Source organism: Ectothiorhodospira magna (genome assembly GCF_900110965.1).
Lineage (GTDB): Bacteria > Pseudomonadota > Gammaproteobacteria > Ectothiorhodospirales > Ectothiorhodospiraceae > Ectothiorhodospira > Ectothiorhodospira magna.
Genome location: NZ_FOFO01000007.1, coordinates 46,204 through 62,684, shown reverse-complemented (window position 1 = coordinate 62,684; position 16,481 = coordinate 46,204). Strand labels below are relative to the sequence as shown.

The 16,481-nt window shown below is 61.9% G+C and carries 16 protein-coding genes; 11 read left to right on the top strand and 5 right to left on the bottom strand.

The features are described 5' to 3' along the window. The first annotated feature begins 124 nt into the window (after positions 1-124). The 4 genes from BMX62_RS04230 to BMX62_RS04215 are packed head-to-tail and all read left to right on the top strand — an operon-like array spanning position 125 to position 6,296. Positions 125-1,996 (top strand): peptide-binding protein, encoded by a 1,872-nt coding sequence (locus BMX62_RS04230; protein ID WP_090204761.1) that lies wholly within the window; start codon positions 125-127, stop codon positions 1,994-1,996. Positions 1,997-2,036: 40 nt separating this feature from the next. Further along, positions 2,037-3,419, top strand: a complete 1,383-nt coding sequence (locus tag BMX62_RS04225) for an ABC transporter permease (protein WP_090204758.1) — start codon at positions 2,037-2,039, stop codon at positions 3,417-3,419. After that, a complete protein-coding gene (locus BMX62_RS04220) occupies positions 3,412-4,605 on the top strand; it encodes an ABC transporter permease (RefSeq protein ID WP_090204755.1) in 1,194 nt (397 codons plus the stop codon). Before BMX62_RS04225 ends, BMX62_RS04220 begins: the two co-directional genes overlap by 8 nt. A gap of 2 nt (positions 4,606-4,607) precedes the next feature. Next, entirely contained in the window at positions 4,608-6,296 is a 1,689-nt protein-coding gene (locus BMX62_RS04215) for an ABC transporter ATP-binding protein (protein ID WP_090204872.1), read from the top strand. A 47-nt stretch (positions 6,297-6,343) separates the two neighbouring features. Here BMX62_RS04215 and BMX62_RS04210 read toward each other — a convergent pair whose 3' ends face one another. Further along, the gene (locus tag BMX62_RS04210) at positions 6,344-7,987 is read right to left on the bottom strand and encodes a LysM peptidoglycan-binding domain-containing protein (RefSeq protein WP_238375847.1); all 1,644 of its coding nucleotides are present in this window, start codon (positions 7,985-7,987) and stop codon (positions 6,344-6,346) included. A 113-nt stretch (positions 7,988-8,100) separates the two neighbouring features. Between BMX62_RS04210 and BMX62_RS04205 the strand changes: the two genes are divergently transcribed. The 3 genes from BMX62_RS04205 to dnaQ are packed head-to-tail and all read left to right on the top strand — an operon-like array spanning position 8,101 to position 10,028. After that, positions 8,101-8,859, top strand: a complete 759-nt coding sequence (locus tag BMX62_RS04205; protein ID WP_090204749.1) for a class I SAM-dependent methyltransferase — start codon at positions 8,101-8,103, stop codon at positions 8,857-8,859. Next, complete coding sequence (gene rnhA, locus BMX62_RS04200; RefSeq protein ID WP_202906199.1) at positions 8,852-9,301, top strand: ribonuclease HI; 450 nt, start codon at positions 8,852-8,854, stop codon at positions 9,299-9,301. The genes BMX62_RS04205 and rnhA overlap by 8 nt, the downstream gene beginning before the upstream one ends. Before the next feature lie 7 nt (positions 9,302-9,308). Further along, positions 9,309-10,028, top strand: coding sequence for a DNA polymerase III subunit epsilon (gene dnaQ, locus BMX62_RS04195; protein WP_090204744.1), 720 nt, complete (start codon positions 9,309-9,311; stop codon positions 10,026-10,028). Between the two features lie 8 nt (positions 10,029-10,036). Here the strand turns inward: dnaQ and smpB are convergent, their stop codons facing one another. After that, positions 10,037-10,519, bottom strand: a complete 483-nt coding sequence (gene smpB / locus BMX62_RS04190; RefSeq protein WP_090204741.1) for an SsrA-binding protein SmpB — start codon at positions 10,517-10,519, stop codon at positions 10,037-10,039. A gap of 221 nt (positions 10,520-10,740) precedes the next feature. Between smpB and BMX62_RS04185 the strand changes: the two genes are divergently transcribed. Genes BMX62_RS04185 through BMX62_RS04175 form a run of 3 tightly spaced genes read left to right on the top strand, consistent with a single transcriptional unit; the run spans position 10,741 to position 12,875 of the window. Then, a complete protein-coding gene (locus BMX62_RS04185; RefSeq protein WP_090204738.1) occupies positions 10,741-12,132 on the top strand; it encodes a sodium-dependent transporter in 1,392 nt (463 codons plus the stop codon). Between the two features lie 16 nt (positions 12,133-12,148). Further along, positions 12,149-12,586 carry a type II toxin-antitoxin system RatA family toxin gene (locus BMX62_RS04180; RefSeq protein WP_090204734.1) on the top strand — a complete coding sequence of 146 codons (438 nt, stop codon included), beginning with the start codon at positions 12,149-12,151 and terminating at the stop codon, positions 12,584-12,586. Next, positions 12,576-12,875, top strand: a complete 300-nt coding sequence (locus BMX62_RS04175) for an RnfH family protein (protein ID WP_090204731.1) — start codon at positions 12,576-12,578, stop codon at positions 12,873-12,875. The genes BMX62_RS04180 and BMX62_RS04175 overlap by 11 nt, the downstream gene beginning before the upstream one ends. Positions 12,876-12,878: 3 nt before the next feature. Here the strand turns inward: BMX62_RS04175 and BMX62_RS04170 are convergent, their stop codons facing one another. Then, entirely contained in the window at positions 12,879-13,214 is a 336-nt protein-coding gene (locus tag BMX62_RS04170; RefSeq protein ID WP_090204728.1) for an outer membrane protein assembly factor BamE, read from the bottom strand. A 110-nt stretch (positions 13,215-13,324) separates the two neighbouring features. Between BMX62_RS04170 and fur the strand changes: the two genes are divergently transcribed. Then, a complete protein-coding gene (gene fur, locus BMX62_RS04165; RefSeq protein WP_090204725.1) occupies positions 13,325-13,759 on the top strand; it encodes a ferric iron uptake transcriptional regulator in 435 nt (144 codons plus the stop codon). Here the strand turns inward: fur and recN are convergent, their stop codons facing one another. Beyond that, complete coding sequence (recN, locus tag BMX62_RS04160) at positions 13,760-15,430, bottom strand: DNA repair protein RecN (RefSeq protein ID WP_090204720.1); 1,671 nt, start codon at positions 15,428-15,430, stop codon at positions 13,760-13,762. A 93-nt stretch (positions 15,431-15,523) separates the two neighbouring features. After that, positions 15,524-16,405 carry an NAD(+) kinase gene (locus BMX62_RS04155; RefSeq protein ID WP_090204717.1) on the bottom strand — a complete coding sequence of 294 codons (882 nt, stop codon included), beginning with the start codon at positions 16,403-16,405 and terminating at the stop codon, positions 15,524-15,526. Between the last annotated feature and the right edge of the window lie 76 nt (positions 16,406-16,481).

The following is a 16,481-nucleotide window of genomic DNA, read 5'->3' as shown; positions in this document are numbered from 1 at the left end:
GGTTTTAAAGCCGGTCATGATACTACGACTGCGCCTTTGCCGGGTTTTGCCGGGAAACTTGTGGGCCGGGCCGCAATCTCTATACTCTGGACCCGTCACGCACCCTGAGAAGAATCCGCGATCCATGGAAAAGCGCTTTACGTCCAAAGATGCCATCCTGATGGTCTTCCTGCTGGGGATCGCCCTGCTGGTGGTCATGCTCATGTACCAGGTGGACCGGCAATGGAACCGGCTGTCCGAGATGCAGCGGGCCATGCAGGAGCAGGCCGATGACATGCGGCGCATGCGGGCGGTGATGCAATCTTTGGATGCCCGGCTCAGGGCCGGGGCCATTGCCGCCCAGGACGGCGGTCCCGATGCCCACGCGCAAGTGCCCCCCGCCTTTGCCCGGGCCTGGGCTGCCACCCAGCAACCGGACCATGCCCAGGGAGACTGGCTGGTCCGGGCTTTTGGTACCGGCCTGGCCACGTTGACTCCGCTGGTCTCTTCCGACGCCTATGCCTCGGAGGTACAAAGCTATGTGCTGGAGTCCCTGCTGATCCGTGACCCGGATACCCTGGAATGGCAGGGTCTGCTGGCCCGGGACTGGTCCATCAGCGACGACGGCCTGACCATCACGTTCCAGCTTAGAGAAGGGATCGAGTTTTCCGATGGCGAGCCGCTCACCGCCGCAGACGTGGTGTTCACCTACGACTTCATCATGACCGATGCCATCGCCGCCCCAAGGTCCAGGGCCTTTCTGGAAAAACTGGAGACGGTAAAGGCCCTGGGAACCCATGAGGTGGCTTTCACCTTTTCCGATCCCTACTTCAACAGCCTTTCCCTGGCGGGTGGCCTGCAGATCCTGCCCCGCCATTTCTACGCGCCCTTTCTGGACAATCCCCAGCGGTTCAACCAGTCCCGTGGCCTGTTGATGGGATCCGGCCCCTATCGCCTGGCGGACCCCAGGGGCTGGACCCCGGATCAGGGTCTGGTGGAACTGGAGCGCAATCCCCGGTACTGGGGGCCGGTGGACCCGCCCTTCAACCGCCTGTTGTGGCGGGTGATCGAGAACGACAGCGCCCGCCTGACCACGTTCCGCAATCAGGAACTGGACGTCTACGGCGCCCGGCCACGGGAATTCGGGCAACTGCTGGCCGATGACCGCCTGCGCCAGCGGACCCATCACTTCGAGTACATGAGTCCGACCGCCGGCTACGCCTACATCGGCTGGAATCAGGAACGGGATGGCCGGCCCACCCGGTTCGCCGATCCCAGGGTGCGTCAGGCCATGAGCCATCTGACGGACGTCCAGCGGATCATCGACGAGATCATGCTGGGATACGCCGAGCCGGCGGTAAGCCCTTTCAACCCCCGCAGCCCCCAGCATGACCGCACCCTTGAACCCTATGCCTTTGATCTGGAAAGGGCCCGTGCCCTGTTGCGAGAGGCGGGCTTTGAGGACCGCAACGGCGACGGCATCCTCCAGGACCCGGAAGGCCGCGCCTTCGAGTTCGACCTGGTGTTCTTCCAGGACAACGAGGATACCCGCCGCATGGTGCTGTTCCTGCGGGATCTCTACGCCCGCGCCGGCATCCTGATGCGTCCCCGGCCCACCGAATGGTCGGTGATGCTGGACCTGCTCAACCGCAAGGATTTTGATGCCATTACCCTGGGCTGGACCAGCGGCGTGGAAACGGACATCTACCAGATGTTCCATTCCAGCCAGACCGTGTCCGGTGGCGACAACTTCATCAATTACCGCAACCCGGCACTGGATGCGGTGATCGAGCGGGCCAGGGCCACGGTGGACGACGATGAGCGGATGGCCATCTGGCACGAGGCGGAGCGCATTCTGCACGAGGATCAACCTTATACCTTCCTCATGCGGCGCATGACCCTGGCCTTCATCGACCAGCGCATCACCAATCTGCAAAAGACCCGGCTGGGCCTGAACCTGACCAGCATCCCGGTGGAGATCTACGTGCCGGCGATTCAGCAGAAATACGCCCGCTGACCATGCCCGGTGGCATCCACGCAGACCCCGGGACCCGGCCATGCTGACCTATATCGTCCGTCGCCTGCTGCTCATGTTTCCCACCTTGATCGGGATCACCGTGGTGGTGTTCGTGGTCATGGCCGCCGCCCCCGGCGGCATCAGTGCCCAGTCCCTGGTGGATGGCATGAATCTGGAACCCCAGGCCAAACAGGCACTGGAGGACTATTACAACCGCATGTACGGCCTGGATCAGCCGGCGCCGATCCAGTATCTGCGCTGGCTCAACAATGTCTCCCCGGCGGGTTTCACTTTCGATCAGGACGGGGCCATCAGCGGCTTTTCCCTGTTCAAGGGCTCCGAGCTGGGCACCAGTTTCCGCTACGGCCGGCCGGTGGGAGAGCTGATTGCCGAGCGCCTGCCCATCACCTTGCTGCTCAACATCCTGTCCATTCCCATCATCTACGTCATCGCCATCGCCGTGGGGGTGCAGGCCGCCACCCGGCGCGGCAGCCGCTTCGATACCGGGTCGGGGATGGTCCTGCTGGGCCTGTGGTCCGTGCCCACCATGCTGGCCGGCGTGCTGCTGATCGGATTCTTTGCCTCGGAGCAGTTCTGGCGCTGGTTCCCCACCGGCGGCATCAACCGGCGCGAGGCCCTGGACATGCCGTTCCTGCCCCACTGGACCGTGGCCACCGACCTGCTTGTGCTGTTCCTGCTGGCGGGGCTGTGTGCCGCGCTGATGATCTGGGGCGCGCTGAAACTGGCCCGTCACTGGCGCATCCTGCTCGGGGCGGTCCTGGGCGGCGGGCTGGGGGTGCTGATGGCCAACGGGGTGTCGGAGGTCACCTTCGGGCCGCTGCATCTGGTCCTGATGCTGCTGGTGGCCGGGGTGGTGGGCCTGGTGGCGGCCTCCACGTTCACCGGCCTGCGGGTCGGTATCCTCGGGCTGCTGGGCATGGGGGTGGGCATCGCCCTGGCGACGGGGCTGGCCCAGGGTGAGTTCGTCCGGGGGTTTGTGCTGGACCGGGCCTGGCATCTGATCCTGCCGGTGTTGTGCCTGTCCTACGGCGGGTTTGCCTTTTTGGCCAAGCTGACCCGCTCGGCGGTGCTGGAAAATCTGCTCTCCGACTACGCCCGCACCGCAAGGGCCAAGGGGGTGGGGGAGAGGGACGTGCTCTGGCGACACGTGTTTCGCAACTCCCTGTTGCCCCTGATCACCGTGTCCGCCACCCTGCTGCCCAGCCTGCTGGCGGGTTCGGTGATCGTTGAAACCCTGTTTTCCATCGATGGCATGGGCAAGCTGGCGGTGGAGGCGGTGCAGACCCGTGACCGGGAACTGGTGCTGTCGGTCACCCTGATCAGTGGTGTGCTGACGCTGGTGGGCTACCTGCTGGCGGACCTGTGTTATGCGATTGCGGACCCGCGGGTGAGTTATGACTGACACGGTACAGGCGCCGCCCCCACCCACCCGGCGCTCCCGCGGCTATGCGGCCCAGGTGGTCCGGGAGGTACTGCTGCGCTGGGGGGCGCGGGTGGGACTGGCCTGGATCGGCATTCTGGCGGCGGTGGCGGTGTTTGCCCCCTTCCTGGCCAGCAGCCATCCGTGGCTGATCCTGGAGGGGGGCCACTGGTCCAGTCCGGTGCTGCGTCACCTGACCCCCACCGATGTGACCCTGATGGCGGGTTTTTGCACCGGTCTGGTGTTGTTGTGCCTGCGCCTGTCCCTGCCCAGGAAACTGCTCATCCTGCTGGGGGTGCTGGTGGTGGCCGGCGGGATCAGTGCCGTCACTGTGGCTCCCCCCAAACTGGTGATTCATGAACAGTACCGGGAGGCGGAAGCGGCCGGCCAGTACGACTGGGTGCTGCGTGCCCCGATTCCCTATTCCCCCAGGGATTACCTGCGGGACTTCGGCGACACGGGCATGGAGCCGCCCCTGGCCGATGACCTGCGCCGGCACTGGCTGGGCACGGAGGAAAACGGCGCCGACGTGTTGTCGCGGATGATCCATGCCTCCCGCATCGCCCTGGCCATCGGCTTCATCGCCACCGGCATCGCCCTGGTGATCGGGGTCATCGTCGGCGGGCTGATGGGGTATTTCTCGGGCATCGTGGACATGATTGGCATGCGCATCGTGGAGATCTTCGAGGCCATTCCCACCCTGTTCCTGCTGCTCACCTTTGTCGCCTTCTTTGGCCGCAGTCTCTACATGATGATGATCATCATCGGCATCACCTCCTGGTCCGGTTATGCCCGCTATGTGCGCGCCGAGTTCCTCAAACTGCGGGAGCAGGACTATGTGCAGGCGGCGGTGGCCTGCGGTCTGCCGTTGCGTTCCGTGCTGTTCCGCCACATGTTGCCCAATGGCGTGGCGCCGATCCTGGTGGCGGCCAGTTTCGGCGTGGCCTCGGCGATCCTGGCGGAGGCCACCCTGAGCTTCCTCGGACTGGGGCTGGTGGATGATCCCTCCTGGGGGCAGATGCTCAATCAGGCGGTACAGTCTTCCTCCTTCAACTGGTGGATGGCCGCCTTCCCCGGTGGGGCCATCTTTCTCACCGTATTTGCCTACAACCTGGTGGGGGAATCCCTGCGGGATGCCCTCGATCCCCATCTGAAGAAGAAGGCATGACCATGCTGCTGGAGGTCAGAAACCTGCAGACCCATCTCCAGGCCGGCGGTGCCGTGGTGAAGGCTGTGGATGATGTCAGTTTCGCTATCGAGCGGGGGGAAACCTTCTGTCTGGTGGGGGAGTCGGGCAGCGGCAAGTCGGTCACGGCCCTGTCGGTGATCCAGTTGCTGCCGCGGGGCATCAGTGATCATCCCGGGGGACAGATCCTGTTCCAGGAACGCCTCGCCGACGGCAGTCACCGGACCGTGGACATGCTGGCTCTGCCGGAGACGGAACGCCGCCGCATCCGCGGCGCCCGCATGAGCATGATCTTCCAGGAGCCCATGACCTCCCTCAACCCGGTGTTCACGGTGGGGGAGCAGATCGGCGAAGTGCTCAGGCTCCATCGTCCGGAATTGTCGGAGGCGGAGATCCGGGAGCGGACCATCGAGGCCCTGGCCCAGGTGCGGATTCCCCATCCCGCCGAACGGGCGGATGAATTTCCCCATCGTCTCTCCGGCGGGCAACGCCAGCGGGTGATGATCGCCATGGCCATGGCCTGCGAACCGGATCTGCTGATCGCCGACGAGCCCACCACGGCCCTGGACGTGACGGTACAGGCGGAGATCCTGCGTCTGATGCGGGAACTGCAGGACCGTAACGGCATGGCCATCCTCTTCATCACCCACGATTTCGGCGTGGTGGCCCGGATGGGGCACCGCCTGGGGGTGATGCGCCTGGGGAAACTGGTGGAGGAGGGGGCCGTGGGGCAGGTGCTGCGGCGTCCGGAGCATCCCTATACCCGGCAGCTCATTGATGCCCTGCCGGAGAATCTGAGCCGTCGCCGGGAGGTGGCTGGGCCAGCTCCCCAGGAGGCACCGTTGATCCGTTTGCAGAACCTGCAGATCCATTTTCCGGTGCGCAAGGGACTCATGCGCCGGGTGGTGGACCATGTGCGGGCGGTGGATGGGGTGAGCCTGGATATCCCCAGGGGGCAGGTCATGGCCCTGGTGGGGGAGTCCGGTTGCGGCAAGACTACCCTGGGCCGGGCCATCATCCGGTTGCTGGAGCCTACCGGCGGGCGCATCTTGTTTGCCGGCGAGGATATCACCCGCCTGCCGGCCAGGGACATGCAGCCCTATCGTCGGCGCATGCAGATCATTTTCCAGGACCCCATGTCATCCCTGAACCCCCGCCTGACCGTGGCGGCCACCCTGACCGAGCCCATGGCCGTGCACGGGATCGGCAAGGATCGGGATGAGCGGCTGGCCCTGGCAACTCAGGTATTGGCGCAGGTGCAGTTACCGGCGGACAGCCTGTGGCGTTATCCCCATGAGTTCTCCGGGGGGCAGCGCCAGCGTATCGGCATTGCCCGGGCCCTGGTGCTGGACCCGGCTTTCATCGTTTGTGACGAAGTCACCAGCGCCCTGGATGTCTCGGTGCAGGCGGAGGTGCTGCAGATCCTGAGCACGCTGACCCGGGAGCGGGGGCTGACCCTGTTGTTCATCACCCATAACATCGGGGTGGTGGAATACCTGGCGGACACCATGGCGGTGATGTATCAGGGTCGGGTGGTGGAACAGGGGGAGGCGCGCCGGATCTGTCGGGCGCCTGAGCATGAATACACCCAAAAATTGCTGGCGGCGGTGCCACGGGTGGTGGTTGGTGAAGCGGACCCAACGGATGCTGGTGCTGTCCTCATTGGCCAATGATCTGCGCTTGGGATGGGCCCGCAGGACGTCGGGCACCCCGCTCAAGATCAGTTGCCCCGCGCCTGGACATCCAGGTGAAGCTGGAGCGATTGGCCGGGCCAGATCCGGTGATCCGGTAACTGGTTCCATTGCTGAATGTCGCTGACCCGCACCCCGAAGCGCCGGGAAATGGAGGACAGGGAATCACCTGGCTGAACAATGTAAGTCTTTGTATTTGAAGGGTAACCAGAGGCGCTGGCCGGGGTTGTCGTTAAGGTCTGGTGAATGATCAGGTTCTGGCCGGGACGCAGGGGAGCGTCATGGGCAATGCGGTTCCATGCCGCCAGGGATTGTACCGGCACTCCGTGGGTTCTGGATAATGCCCAGAGGGTATCTCCCGGTTGAACCTGATGATGAACCCGATGATAGGAAGCCGGGGCGGATTGGCTGCCATGATCCGATCGGGACTGGGTATTGTCTTTAGGGACAGGGATCATCAGGTCAGCCCCGGCCCGGATGATATGGCCGCGCAGATTGTTGGCCTGCTGTACCTGGGCAATGGTGGTGTCGTAACGCTCGGCAATATGACCGAGGGTCTCTCCGGGCTGCACCTGATGTCTTACCCAGGAGATATGTTGATCCGGGGGCAGGGTGGCCAGGGCGGCCTGAAAGGGGGCCACCCGGTCCAGAGGAAGCAACAGGTGGTGAGGGCCGTCCGGGGGGGTGGCCCAGCGTTGAAACCCCGGATTGAGTTGCATGATATCATCCAGGGAGAGGTCCGCCAGGTCTGCGGCCACACTCAGTGCCATCTGTCCTTCCAGTTCCACCAGCCCAAGACGGGGTTCATCGGGCACCGGCCACAGGCCCACACCATAGCGTTTGGGGTCGGATACGATGACCTGTAGCGCCAGCAATCTGGGGACATAGTGCTGGGTTTCCCTGGGCAGATCCAGGTTCCAGTAGTCGGTTGGCCGCCCCAGGGAGGCGTTGCGGGCGATGGCCCGGCCCACGGTGCCCTGACCGGCATTGTAGGCGGCCAGGGCCAGCAGCCAGTCGCCATCGAAGCGTTGATTTAATTGGGCCAGATAATTCAGGGCCGCCTGGGTGGATGCGTGAATGTCCTTGCGGCCATCGTACCACCAGTTTTGGTGTAGTCCGAAATGGCGACCGGTGGAGGGAATGAACTGCCAGATCCCGGCGGCCTGCCCCGAGGAGTACACATCACTGCGGTAGGCGCTTTCCACTACGGGCAGCAGCAGAAGTTCTGCTGGCAGATCCCTGGCCTCGATTTCCTCCAGAATGTAGTGAAGGTAGGGTTCTGCACGGGCCAGCACCTGTCCCAGGTAATCGGAATGTTGCTGGTGCCAGCGAATGTAGTGGAGGACGCGGTCATTGTTCCGCTTGTCCGGCATGGCCAGTCCCTGACGGACCCGAAGCCAGAAAGCCTCATCGGCACTGACTGGCTGAGCGTCAAGGGGGCGGGGGGCAGGGGCACGACGCTGGCTCGGAGGATGCCCGGCGGTGGCCTCGGCTGTATCCCTCAGGATATCGGCATGGGCATCACCGCCTGACCTGGGATCATCGGAGACCGACCCCGGTCCGTCCAGAGTGGCACACGCGGACAGGAGCAGTAACGATACCGCTCCCAATACCGATCCCCGGAGCATTTGCGGCGTATTTTTTCTCATGAGGTCGGTAGAATAGCGGGCCATTCACCTGCCCTCAACCCCGGTGAATACTTCCTTGGGCATATTCCCCCCAGGCTGTCAGCGATTCGTTGCCATAGGACTGGTCATGGCCCCCCGGAAGACTCTATGCTCAGACCATGCCGTCACCCAGAATCTCATGTGCCCAGTACCAGGCGTCCTTGCGCACCTGGTACGCAACCCCATCGGGGCGCGTCCTGCAGGGCGCCCTGCAGGCCCATCTGGACCGCTTCGTGCCCCGGCTGTTTGGTTATCATGCCCTGCAGATTGGACATACGGATCCAGAGCATGATCTGCTGACGGCCAGCCGGATTCATAACCGGATGCAGCTGGCATGTGAGCCGGGACAGGGACATATCACTGCTCTGGCGGAGGCCCTGCCCGTGCTGTCCGACAGTATGGATCTGGTGTTGCTGAATCACTGTCTGGAGTCATCACCAGACCCTTGTCTGGTGCTGCGGGAAACGGAGCGTATCTTAGTGCCTGAAGGGCATGTTCTGATCATCGGCTTTAATCCCTTTAGTCCGACCGGGCTATGGCGCATGTTGCCAAGACGCCCCGGCGGGAAAACCCAGGCCGGCCATGTTTACAGTACGGCCCGGGTCGGGGATTGGCTGACTTTGCTGGGTTTTGAGGTTTTGGCCTGTGCCTACGCCGGTTTTTATCCCCGGAATGAGAACCGCCCATCGGGCGGGCGGCGGCCAGTGGTGGAATGTCTGGGGGGGCGTCATTTGCCCTATCTGGGGGGCGCTTATGTGATCCTGGCCCGCAAGCGGGTGGCCAATATGATGCCTTTGTCTGCCCGCTGGCGGTCATCTGGCAAAATGGCCCCCGGCAGACTGGCCAGCCCCTTTTGTCGGAGGACGGATCGTGACTGACGTGGTAGAAATTTTTACCGATGGCGCCTGTCGAGGAAACCCCGGTCCCGGTGGCTGGGGCGCGTTGCTGCGCTTTGGTGGCCATGAAAAACAACTCAAGGGCAGTGAATCCCTGACCACCAATAACCGGATGGAATTGATGGCGGCCATCGCAGCCCTGGAACAGCTCAAGCGCCCTTGTGTGGTGGATTTGACCACCGATTCCCAGTATGTCAAAAACGGCATTCATCAATGGTTGCCCAACTGGAAGCGTCGGGGATGGCTTACCGCCGCCGGCCAGCCGGTCAAAAATCAGGACCTATGGCAGCGCCTGGATGAAGCCGCCTCCCGCCATCAGGTGCGCTGGCACTGGGTACGGGGCCATAGCGGGCACCCGGAAAACGAACTGGCCGACCGGTTGGCCAATGAAGCCATTGATGCCTTGGGTCATGAGCGTGAGTGACAGTGACATGAATATGCCGATCCATGACCGGATTGTAATTCTGGATACGGAAACCACCGGCCTGGACCCGGCAGAGGGTCACCGGATCATCGAAATAGGTTGTGTGGAAATGGTGCGGCGTCGCCATACAGCCCGGAGTTTTCATCAATACCTGCACCCGGATCGGGAAGTGGACGCCGGAGCAGTGGAAATACACGGTATAACCAACGAATTTTTGGCGGACAAGCCCCGTTTTGCCGAGGTGGCCGAAGCGTTCATCGAGTTTGTTCGTGGTGCAGAACTGATCATCCACAATGCCCCCTTTGATGTGGGGTTCATCAACCACGAACTGGCCCGGCTCGGTGGGGACTGGGGCCAGTTGGAGGATCACTGCACCATCACCGACTCCCTGGTGCTGGCGCGCAAGATGCATCCTGGACAACGCAACAGCCTGGATGCCCTGTGCAAGCGCTACCAGATCGACAATTCGGGCCGGGAGCTCCACGGCGCCTTGCTGGACGCCCGCATCCTGGCGGAAGTCTACCTGGCCATGACCGGCGGCCAGAAAAGTCTTTCCCTGGGGATGACATCAGAGGTGCAGGGAAATCCCGGTGCCGATACCGCCATTCGTCGGCTTCCTGCCGACCGTCCGCCCCTGCCGGTGATCCAGCCGGACCCGGAGGAACTGCAGGCCCATGGTGCTTATCTCAAGGTGCTGGCGGGGGGTGGCGAGATGCCCAACTGGTGATACCCCGTTTAACGGGTCACGGTCTTGATGGTCCGGGCCTTTTCCCGCTGCCAGTCCCGCTCCTTGGAAACAGCCCGCTTGTCGTGTTCCTTCTTGCCCTTGGCCAGACCGATTTCCAGTTTGGCCCGGCCCCGTTTCCAGTACAGGGCCAAGGGCACCAGGGTGTATCCCTTGCGTTCCACCTGACCGATGAGCTTGTTGAGTTCGGCCCGGTGCAGCAACAGCTTGCGGCTGCGCATGGGGTCTGGGTGAATATGGGTGGAGGCGGTGGCCAGCGGGGTGAGGTGGGCGCCAAACAGCCAGGCTTCCCCGCTTTTGATCAGGACATAGCTTTCGCTTAACTGTACACGACCGGCCCGCAGACTTTTGGCCTCCCAGCCCTGCAGGGCCAGGCCAGCCTCGAATCGCTCCTGGATGAAATATTCGTGCTTGGCCTTCTTGTTCAGGGCAATGGTGCTGCTGCCCTGGGCAGGTTTGGATTTTTTGCTCATCGATGGATTATACCTTTCCAATGGCGGCCACGAACATCCACGGCAGGCACTGGCGTGGGGGTGACTGATCGCTTTGTGTTGAAGTTGGTCTTGGTAGTACCATGTCGGCGGCAAAAAATAACAGACCCATGCCGCCTTCGGGGGGGAATGTCTCCCCCTTGGTTCCATCCATCGGGCCGGGGGCCTCTTGCGCAATGCCGGTGATCGCCTGGGGGGCGACAATGAGAAGAGAAAGCTCGATTCATGGCCAGTGGTCCTCAAAGCTGGTTTTCGTGCTGGCGGCCACCGGTTCTGCTGTCGGTCTGGGTAACATCTGGCGCTTTCCCTACATTGCCGGAGAGAACGGTGGCGGGGCTTTCGTGCTCATCTACCTGGCCTGTATCCTGCTTATTGGTCTGCCCATCATGATGGCAGAAATTGCCCTGGGGCGGCGTGGCCGGCAAAGCCCCATCAATACCATGGCCACCCTGGCCAGGGAGGAAGGTCTGCATCGGGCCTGGGGGCTGGTGGGATGGCTGGGGGTGACTGCCGGTTTCATTATCCTGTCCTACTATAGCGTGATTGCCGGCTGGTCCTTGTCCTATGTGTTCAGGGCGGCAAGCGGTGCTTTTGCCGGTCTGGATGGGGAAGGGGTCAAGAACCTGTTTGAAGGGTTGGTGAGCGACCCGGAACGGCTATTGGCCTGGCATACCCTGTTCATGCTCATGAACATCCTGGTGGTGGCCAGGGGGGTACGATCCGGCCTTGAGAAAGCAGTCAAGTTCCTCATGCCAGCCCTGCTGGGCATGTTGCTGATCCTGGTGGGTTATGCCATGACCCAGGGGCATTTTATGCAAGGCTTCGCCTTCATGTTCAGGCCCGATTTCAGCCAGGTCACTGGAGATACCATCCTGCTGGCCATGGGACAGGCATTCTTCACTTTGAGCCTGGGAATGGGGGCCATCATGATCTACGGCTCCTATCTCAGTTCCAGGGCTTCCATCTTCAAGACCTCCGCCACCGTGGTTTCTGCAGACACCGCCGTGGCCTTGTTGGCGGGGCTGGCTATCTTTCCCATCGTTTTTGCCAGTGGTCTGGAGCCAGGTGCCGGTCCTGGACTGATCTTCATCACCTTGCCCATGGCCTTTGGCGAGATGACCGGAGGGCTGCTGTTTGGCACCTTGTTCTTCCTGTTACTGGTGACCGCCGCCTGGACGTCTTCCATTTCCCTGATGGAACCGGCGGTGGCCTGGCTGGTGGAAAACCGGGGGCTTGACCGGCCCCTGGCAGCCATGATCGTGGGTGGCATTGCCTGGTTCCTGGGTATCGGTACCATATTGTCCTTTAGTCTTTGGTCCAACCCCATTGGCTTTAATCTGACCCTGGGGGGGGAATCCCTGTTCATCGGCGGTACCCTCTTTGACATGGCTGATTACCTGACCTCCAACATCATGCTACCCCTGGGAGGGCTGCTGATCGCCCTGTTTGTGGGCTGGCGGATGAACCGGCGTTCTGTGGAGGAGGAGTTGGGTCTGCGTAGTCGGGTGTTTTTCAAGGCGTGGTATCATGTTCTGCGCTTTGCCGCTCCGATCGGCATCCTGCTGATCTTCCTCAAGGCGGTCAATCTCATCTGATAACCAGGGGAGCTTCATGCCTTCCATAAGTCGCCATGCGCTGGTGCCCTATACGCCCAAGGAAATGTTTGATTTGGTCAATGACGTGGCCGCCTATCCACGTTTTTTACCGGGTTGTCGCGGTTCGGCAGTGCTGTCGGCCAATGAGGACGAGGTGCGGGCCAGCATTGAACTGGCCAAAGGGGCCGTGCGCAAGTCGTTTACCACCTGTAATCGTTTGCAGCGCAACAAAATGATTGAAATGCGCCTGGTGGAGGGGCCGTTCCGGCATCTGGAAGGTTTCTGGCGCTTTGATGCCATGAGCGACACCGCCAGCCGTGTCTCTTTGGATCTGGAATTTGAATTTTCCAACCGCCTGATGAGCATGGCCTTTGGCCCGGTGTTTCATCAGGTGGCCAATACTCTGGTGGATTCCTTTGTCAAGCGGGCCAGGGAGGTCTACGGTGTCCGATGAGCCATTGCGGGTAGAAGTGACCTATGCCCGTACTGACCGGCAGTGGGTGCTGGAAGTGTCTTTGTCTCCAGGGGCCACGGTAGAGGATGCCATTCGTCGATCCGGCATCCTGGACCAGGTGCCCGAGATCGACCTGGCCGTGAACAAGGTGGGTATCTATGGCAAGCTGGCCAAGCTGGATGCACCGCTACGTCCGCGGGATCGGGTGGAGATTTACCGGCCATTGATTGCCGATCCCAGACAGGTCCGCAAAAAGCGGGCCGCCAAGGCTGCCGGAGGGGCCGCCTGATGCCTATTGTATCGATGCCAGGCCACTGTCCTCGATTTGGGTCACCTGTCCTGCCTCAAAGAAAATGGTGACCCTGCGATGGGTGGCTGGTCCATCCCCTGGCCTGAAATAATAGACATAGTCCCAGCGCCGTTCCCCATGAAAGGGGTCCCGAAGCACGGGTTCTCCCAGTAGAAAACGCACCTGCCGCTGGGTCATGCCCGGTTGCACCTGGGCCAGTGCACTGTCCTTGATGGCATTACCCTGTTGCACGTCAGGCCGGTGGACTGATAACAGTCCGCTGCTGCAGCCCTGCAGTAATCCGACAATGAGGATAGAATAAAGAATCAGTCTTGCCATAATTGCGTCCTGTGGGCCGTGAGTTGCAAGATGGGCCGCTTGTTCCGAAAACCAACAGCGCGGGATTCTACACCAGGTGTCGGATCATCTCGCATGGAGATCAAAATCCCATGGAAACCCAAGAGCTCAAAAAGGCCGGACTCAAAATTACCCTGCCTCGCGTGAAGATCCTGCAGATTCTGGAAACCGCAGAAGAGCATCATATGAGTGCCGAGACCATCTATCGCCAGCTGCTGGCGGCGGGAGAGGAGATCGGTCTGGCCACGGTGTACCGGGTGTTGACCCAGTTTGAGGCGGCCGGGTTGGTGAGCCGGCACCATTTTGAGGGCAATCAGGCTGTCTTTGAACTGGAGCGGGGTCGTCACCATGATCATATCGTTTGTGTCAAATGTGGCCGGGTGGACGAATTTGTGGACCCGATCATTGAAGAGCGCCAAAAAGCCATTGCCGACAAGCTGGGATATACCATTCAGGACCATGCCCTGATCATCTATGGTGAGTGCAGCCAGGGCGTTTGTCCCAAAAAACAGCCCATGGACAGCTGATCAACGGGATGCTGCCCGTGCCATCATCTCCCTGGCGTGCGCCAGGCTTTGTTCGGTGATTTCCAGACCACCCAGCATTCTGGCCAGTTCCCTGGCCCGCTGTTCGTTGCTGAGCTGTTCAATGCTGGTGCTGGTGTACCGTCGTTCTTTGCGTTTTTTTATCCGCAGATGATGATGGGCCTGGGCCGCCACCTGGGGTAAATGGGTCACACAGAGTACCTGCCGGCGCTCACCCAGGCTGCGGAGTTGCCGGCCCACCACTTCGGCCACGCCGCCCCCGATGCCGGTGTCCACCTCATCAAACACCAGTGTGGCGATGGGCAGGGCGTGGGCTGCGATCATCTGGATGGCCAGACTGATGCGGGAAAGTTCGCCGCCGGAGGCGACCCTGGCCAGAGGCTGGGCAGGTTGCCCTGGATTGGCACTGACCAGAAATTCCACCCGATCCGTGCCGTGGGCCGAGGGCTGTGCCCTGGCATCTGCCGCTACGGTGCAGACAAAGTGCCCCCCTTCCATCCCCAGACCTTGCATGGCCTGGGTCACGGCCTCGGACAGCCGGGTGGCCGCCTGACACCGGGCTTCAGACAGTGCTGCTGCCCGGTGCCGACAGGTTTCCAGGGCGCAGGCTACGGTATCCGCCAGGGCTTCCAGATTTTCGTCGTCGGTTTCCAGTTGATGCAGTTCTGCCTCCAGGGTGTGCAGCAGATGCGGCAGGTCGGCGGGAGGCACCCGATGTTTGCGGGCCAGGCTCTGAATGGCCGCCAGCCGGGATTCAAGAAAATCCAGCCGGGCCGGATCCATTTCCAGGCCATCTGCATAGTAGCGCAGCCAGTCGGCGGCTTCCCGAAGCTGGATCTGGGCTGCCGCCAGCAGTTCCCGGGGTTCTGTCAGTCGCGGGTCCAGAGACTGCAGGTGCTCGATATCACTCAGGCAACGGCCCACCACCGATTCAGCGCTGTGATCGGCAGCGTACAGACCGTGGTAGGCCGCCTCGGTGGTTTCCAGCAAGCGCCCGGCATGGGCCAGGCGGGCGTGTTCCTGTTCGATATGTTCCAGTTCTCCTGCGGTCAGATTCAGGGCTTGCAGCTCGGCGGTCTGAAACCGCAGCAATTCCCGACGGGCTTCCCTGGTTTCCCGCTGCTCGGTGATTTCCGCCAGTCGGCGGGCGGCCTTACGCCAGACATCATGGGCCTGGGCCATGGCTGCCAGCAATGGGGGATGATCGGCATAGTCGTCCAGGATGCACCGCTGTACCTCCCGGCGTAGCAGGGATTGATGGGCGTGCTGGCCGTGAATATCCACCAGCATCTCCCCCAGGGTCTTGAGTGATTGCAGGGTGACCGGTGACCCGTTGATCCAGGCCCGGTTCTTGCCATCCCGGTTGATCACCCGGCGAATCAGACAGTCTGCTGTCTCCAGCCCCTGATCCGCCAGCCATGCCCTGGCCTGTGATTCCTGACTGATGTCGAAATGGGCGCTGATCTCGGCCCGTTCCGTACCATGACGAATGGTGCTGCTATTGGCCCGATCCCCCAGTACCAGGCCCAGAGCATCCACCAGGATGGATTTACCAGCCCCGGTTTCTCCGGTCAGGGCGATCAGTCCGCCGGACAGGTCCAGGGACAGTTCGTTCACAATGGCGAAATCTCGGATCTGGAGTTGGGTCAGCACGGTCGGGATTCGCAGTGGCAGGTTGGAGGGTCGATGCCGTCAGGCAGCCCGGGCGGGAGAAGGTTAAAGATTTGATGGCGCCGAAGGAAGGGGTCAGGGTTGCTCACCCCATCCCAGCTTGACCCTCAGGATTTGCAGGTAGTCATGGCCAATGGGGTGGATCAGGCGCAGCTTGCAGGGCTTGGGTTCGATCACGATCCGGTCCAGGGGTTCCATGTCAAAGGTGTCCTGGCCATCAAAGGCCACCTGGGCCAGGGTGCGGCTATGTTCATTGACGGCAATTTCGATCCGGCTTGAGGCAGGAACCACCAAGGGGCGATTACTCAGTCCGTGGGGACAGATCGGCACCATCACCACCGCCTCCAGGCAAGGGGAGAGGATGGGGCCGCCGCCGGACAGGGCATAGGCAGTGGAACCGGTGGGTGTCGCCACCACCATGCCATCAGCCCGCTGGGTGTTGACGAACCGGCCATTGATCCAGGTGTCGAACTCGATCATGCGCACCGCGTCGCGGATATGCATCACCACATCGTTGAGCGCATCCTGAGCCGCCACCACGTCATCTCCCCGCAGCAATCGGGCGTGGAGCATACTGCGCTGGTCTTCCACATAGAGGCCGGAGAGGATTTCATCCAGCCGCCCCAGCATCTCGTGGGGAGATACATCCACCAAAAACCCCAGGCGACCTGCATTGATACCCAACAGGGGGACTTTTGCATCCACCAGGGTGCGGGCAGCGCCCAAAAAGGTGCCGTCCCCTCCCACCACAATGACCAGATCCGCCTCGGCGGCCATCTGTGATCGGGGCACCGGCAGCGAATCAGCGGCGTCTCCGAGCCAGGGCAGTACGGTGTCGTCCAGCAGAATACGACGCCGATGGTGGCGCAAATGCCCGATCAGGGCGCTTAGAATATGCCCCAGGCGCTGTTCCTGGGTCTTGGCAATGATGCCGATGGTGTGGAAAGAAGGATTCATGCAGCAGATTATGGTGGAAATGCGTGGCAGGTGGCGAGTGCCGACTAGCCACCTGCAGTTTCCTTGAGTAACATGC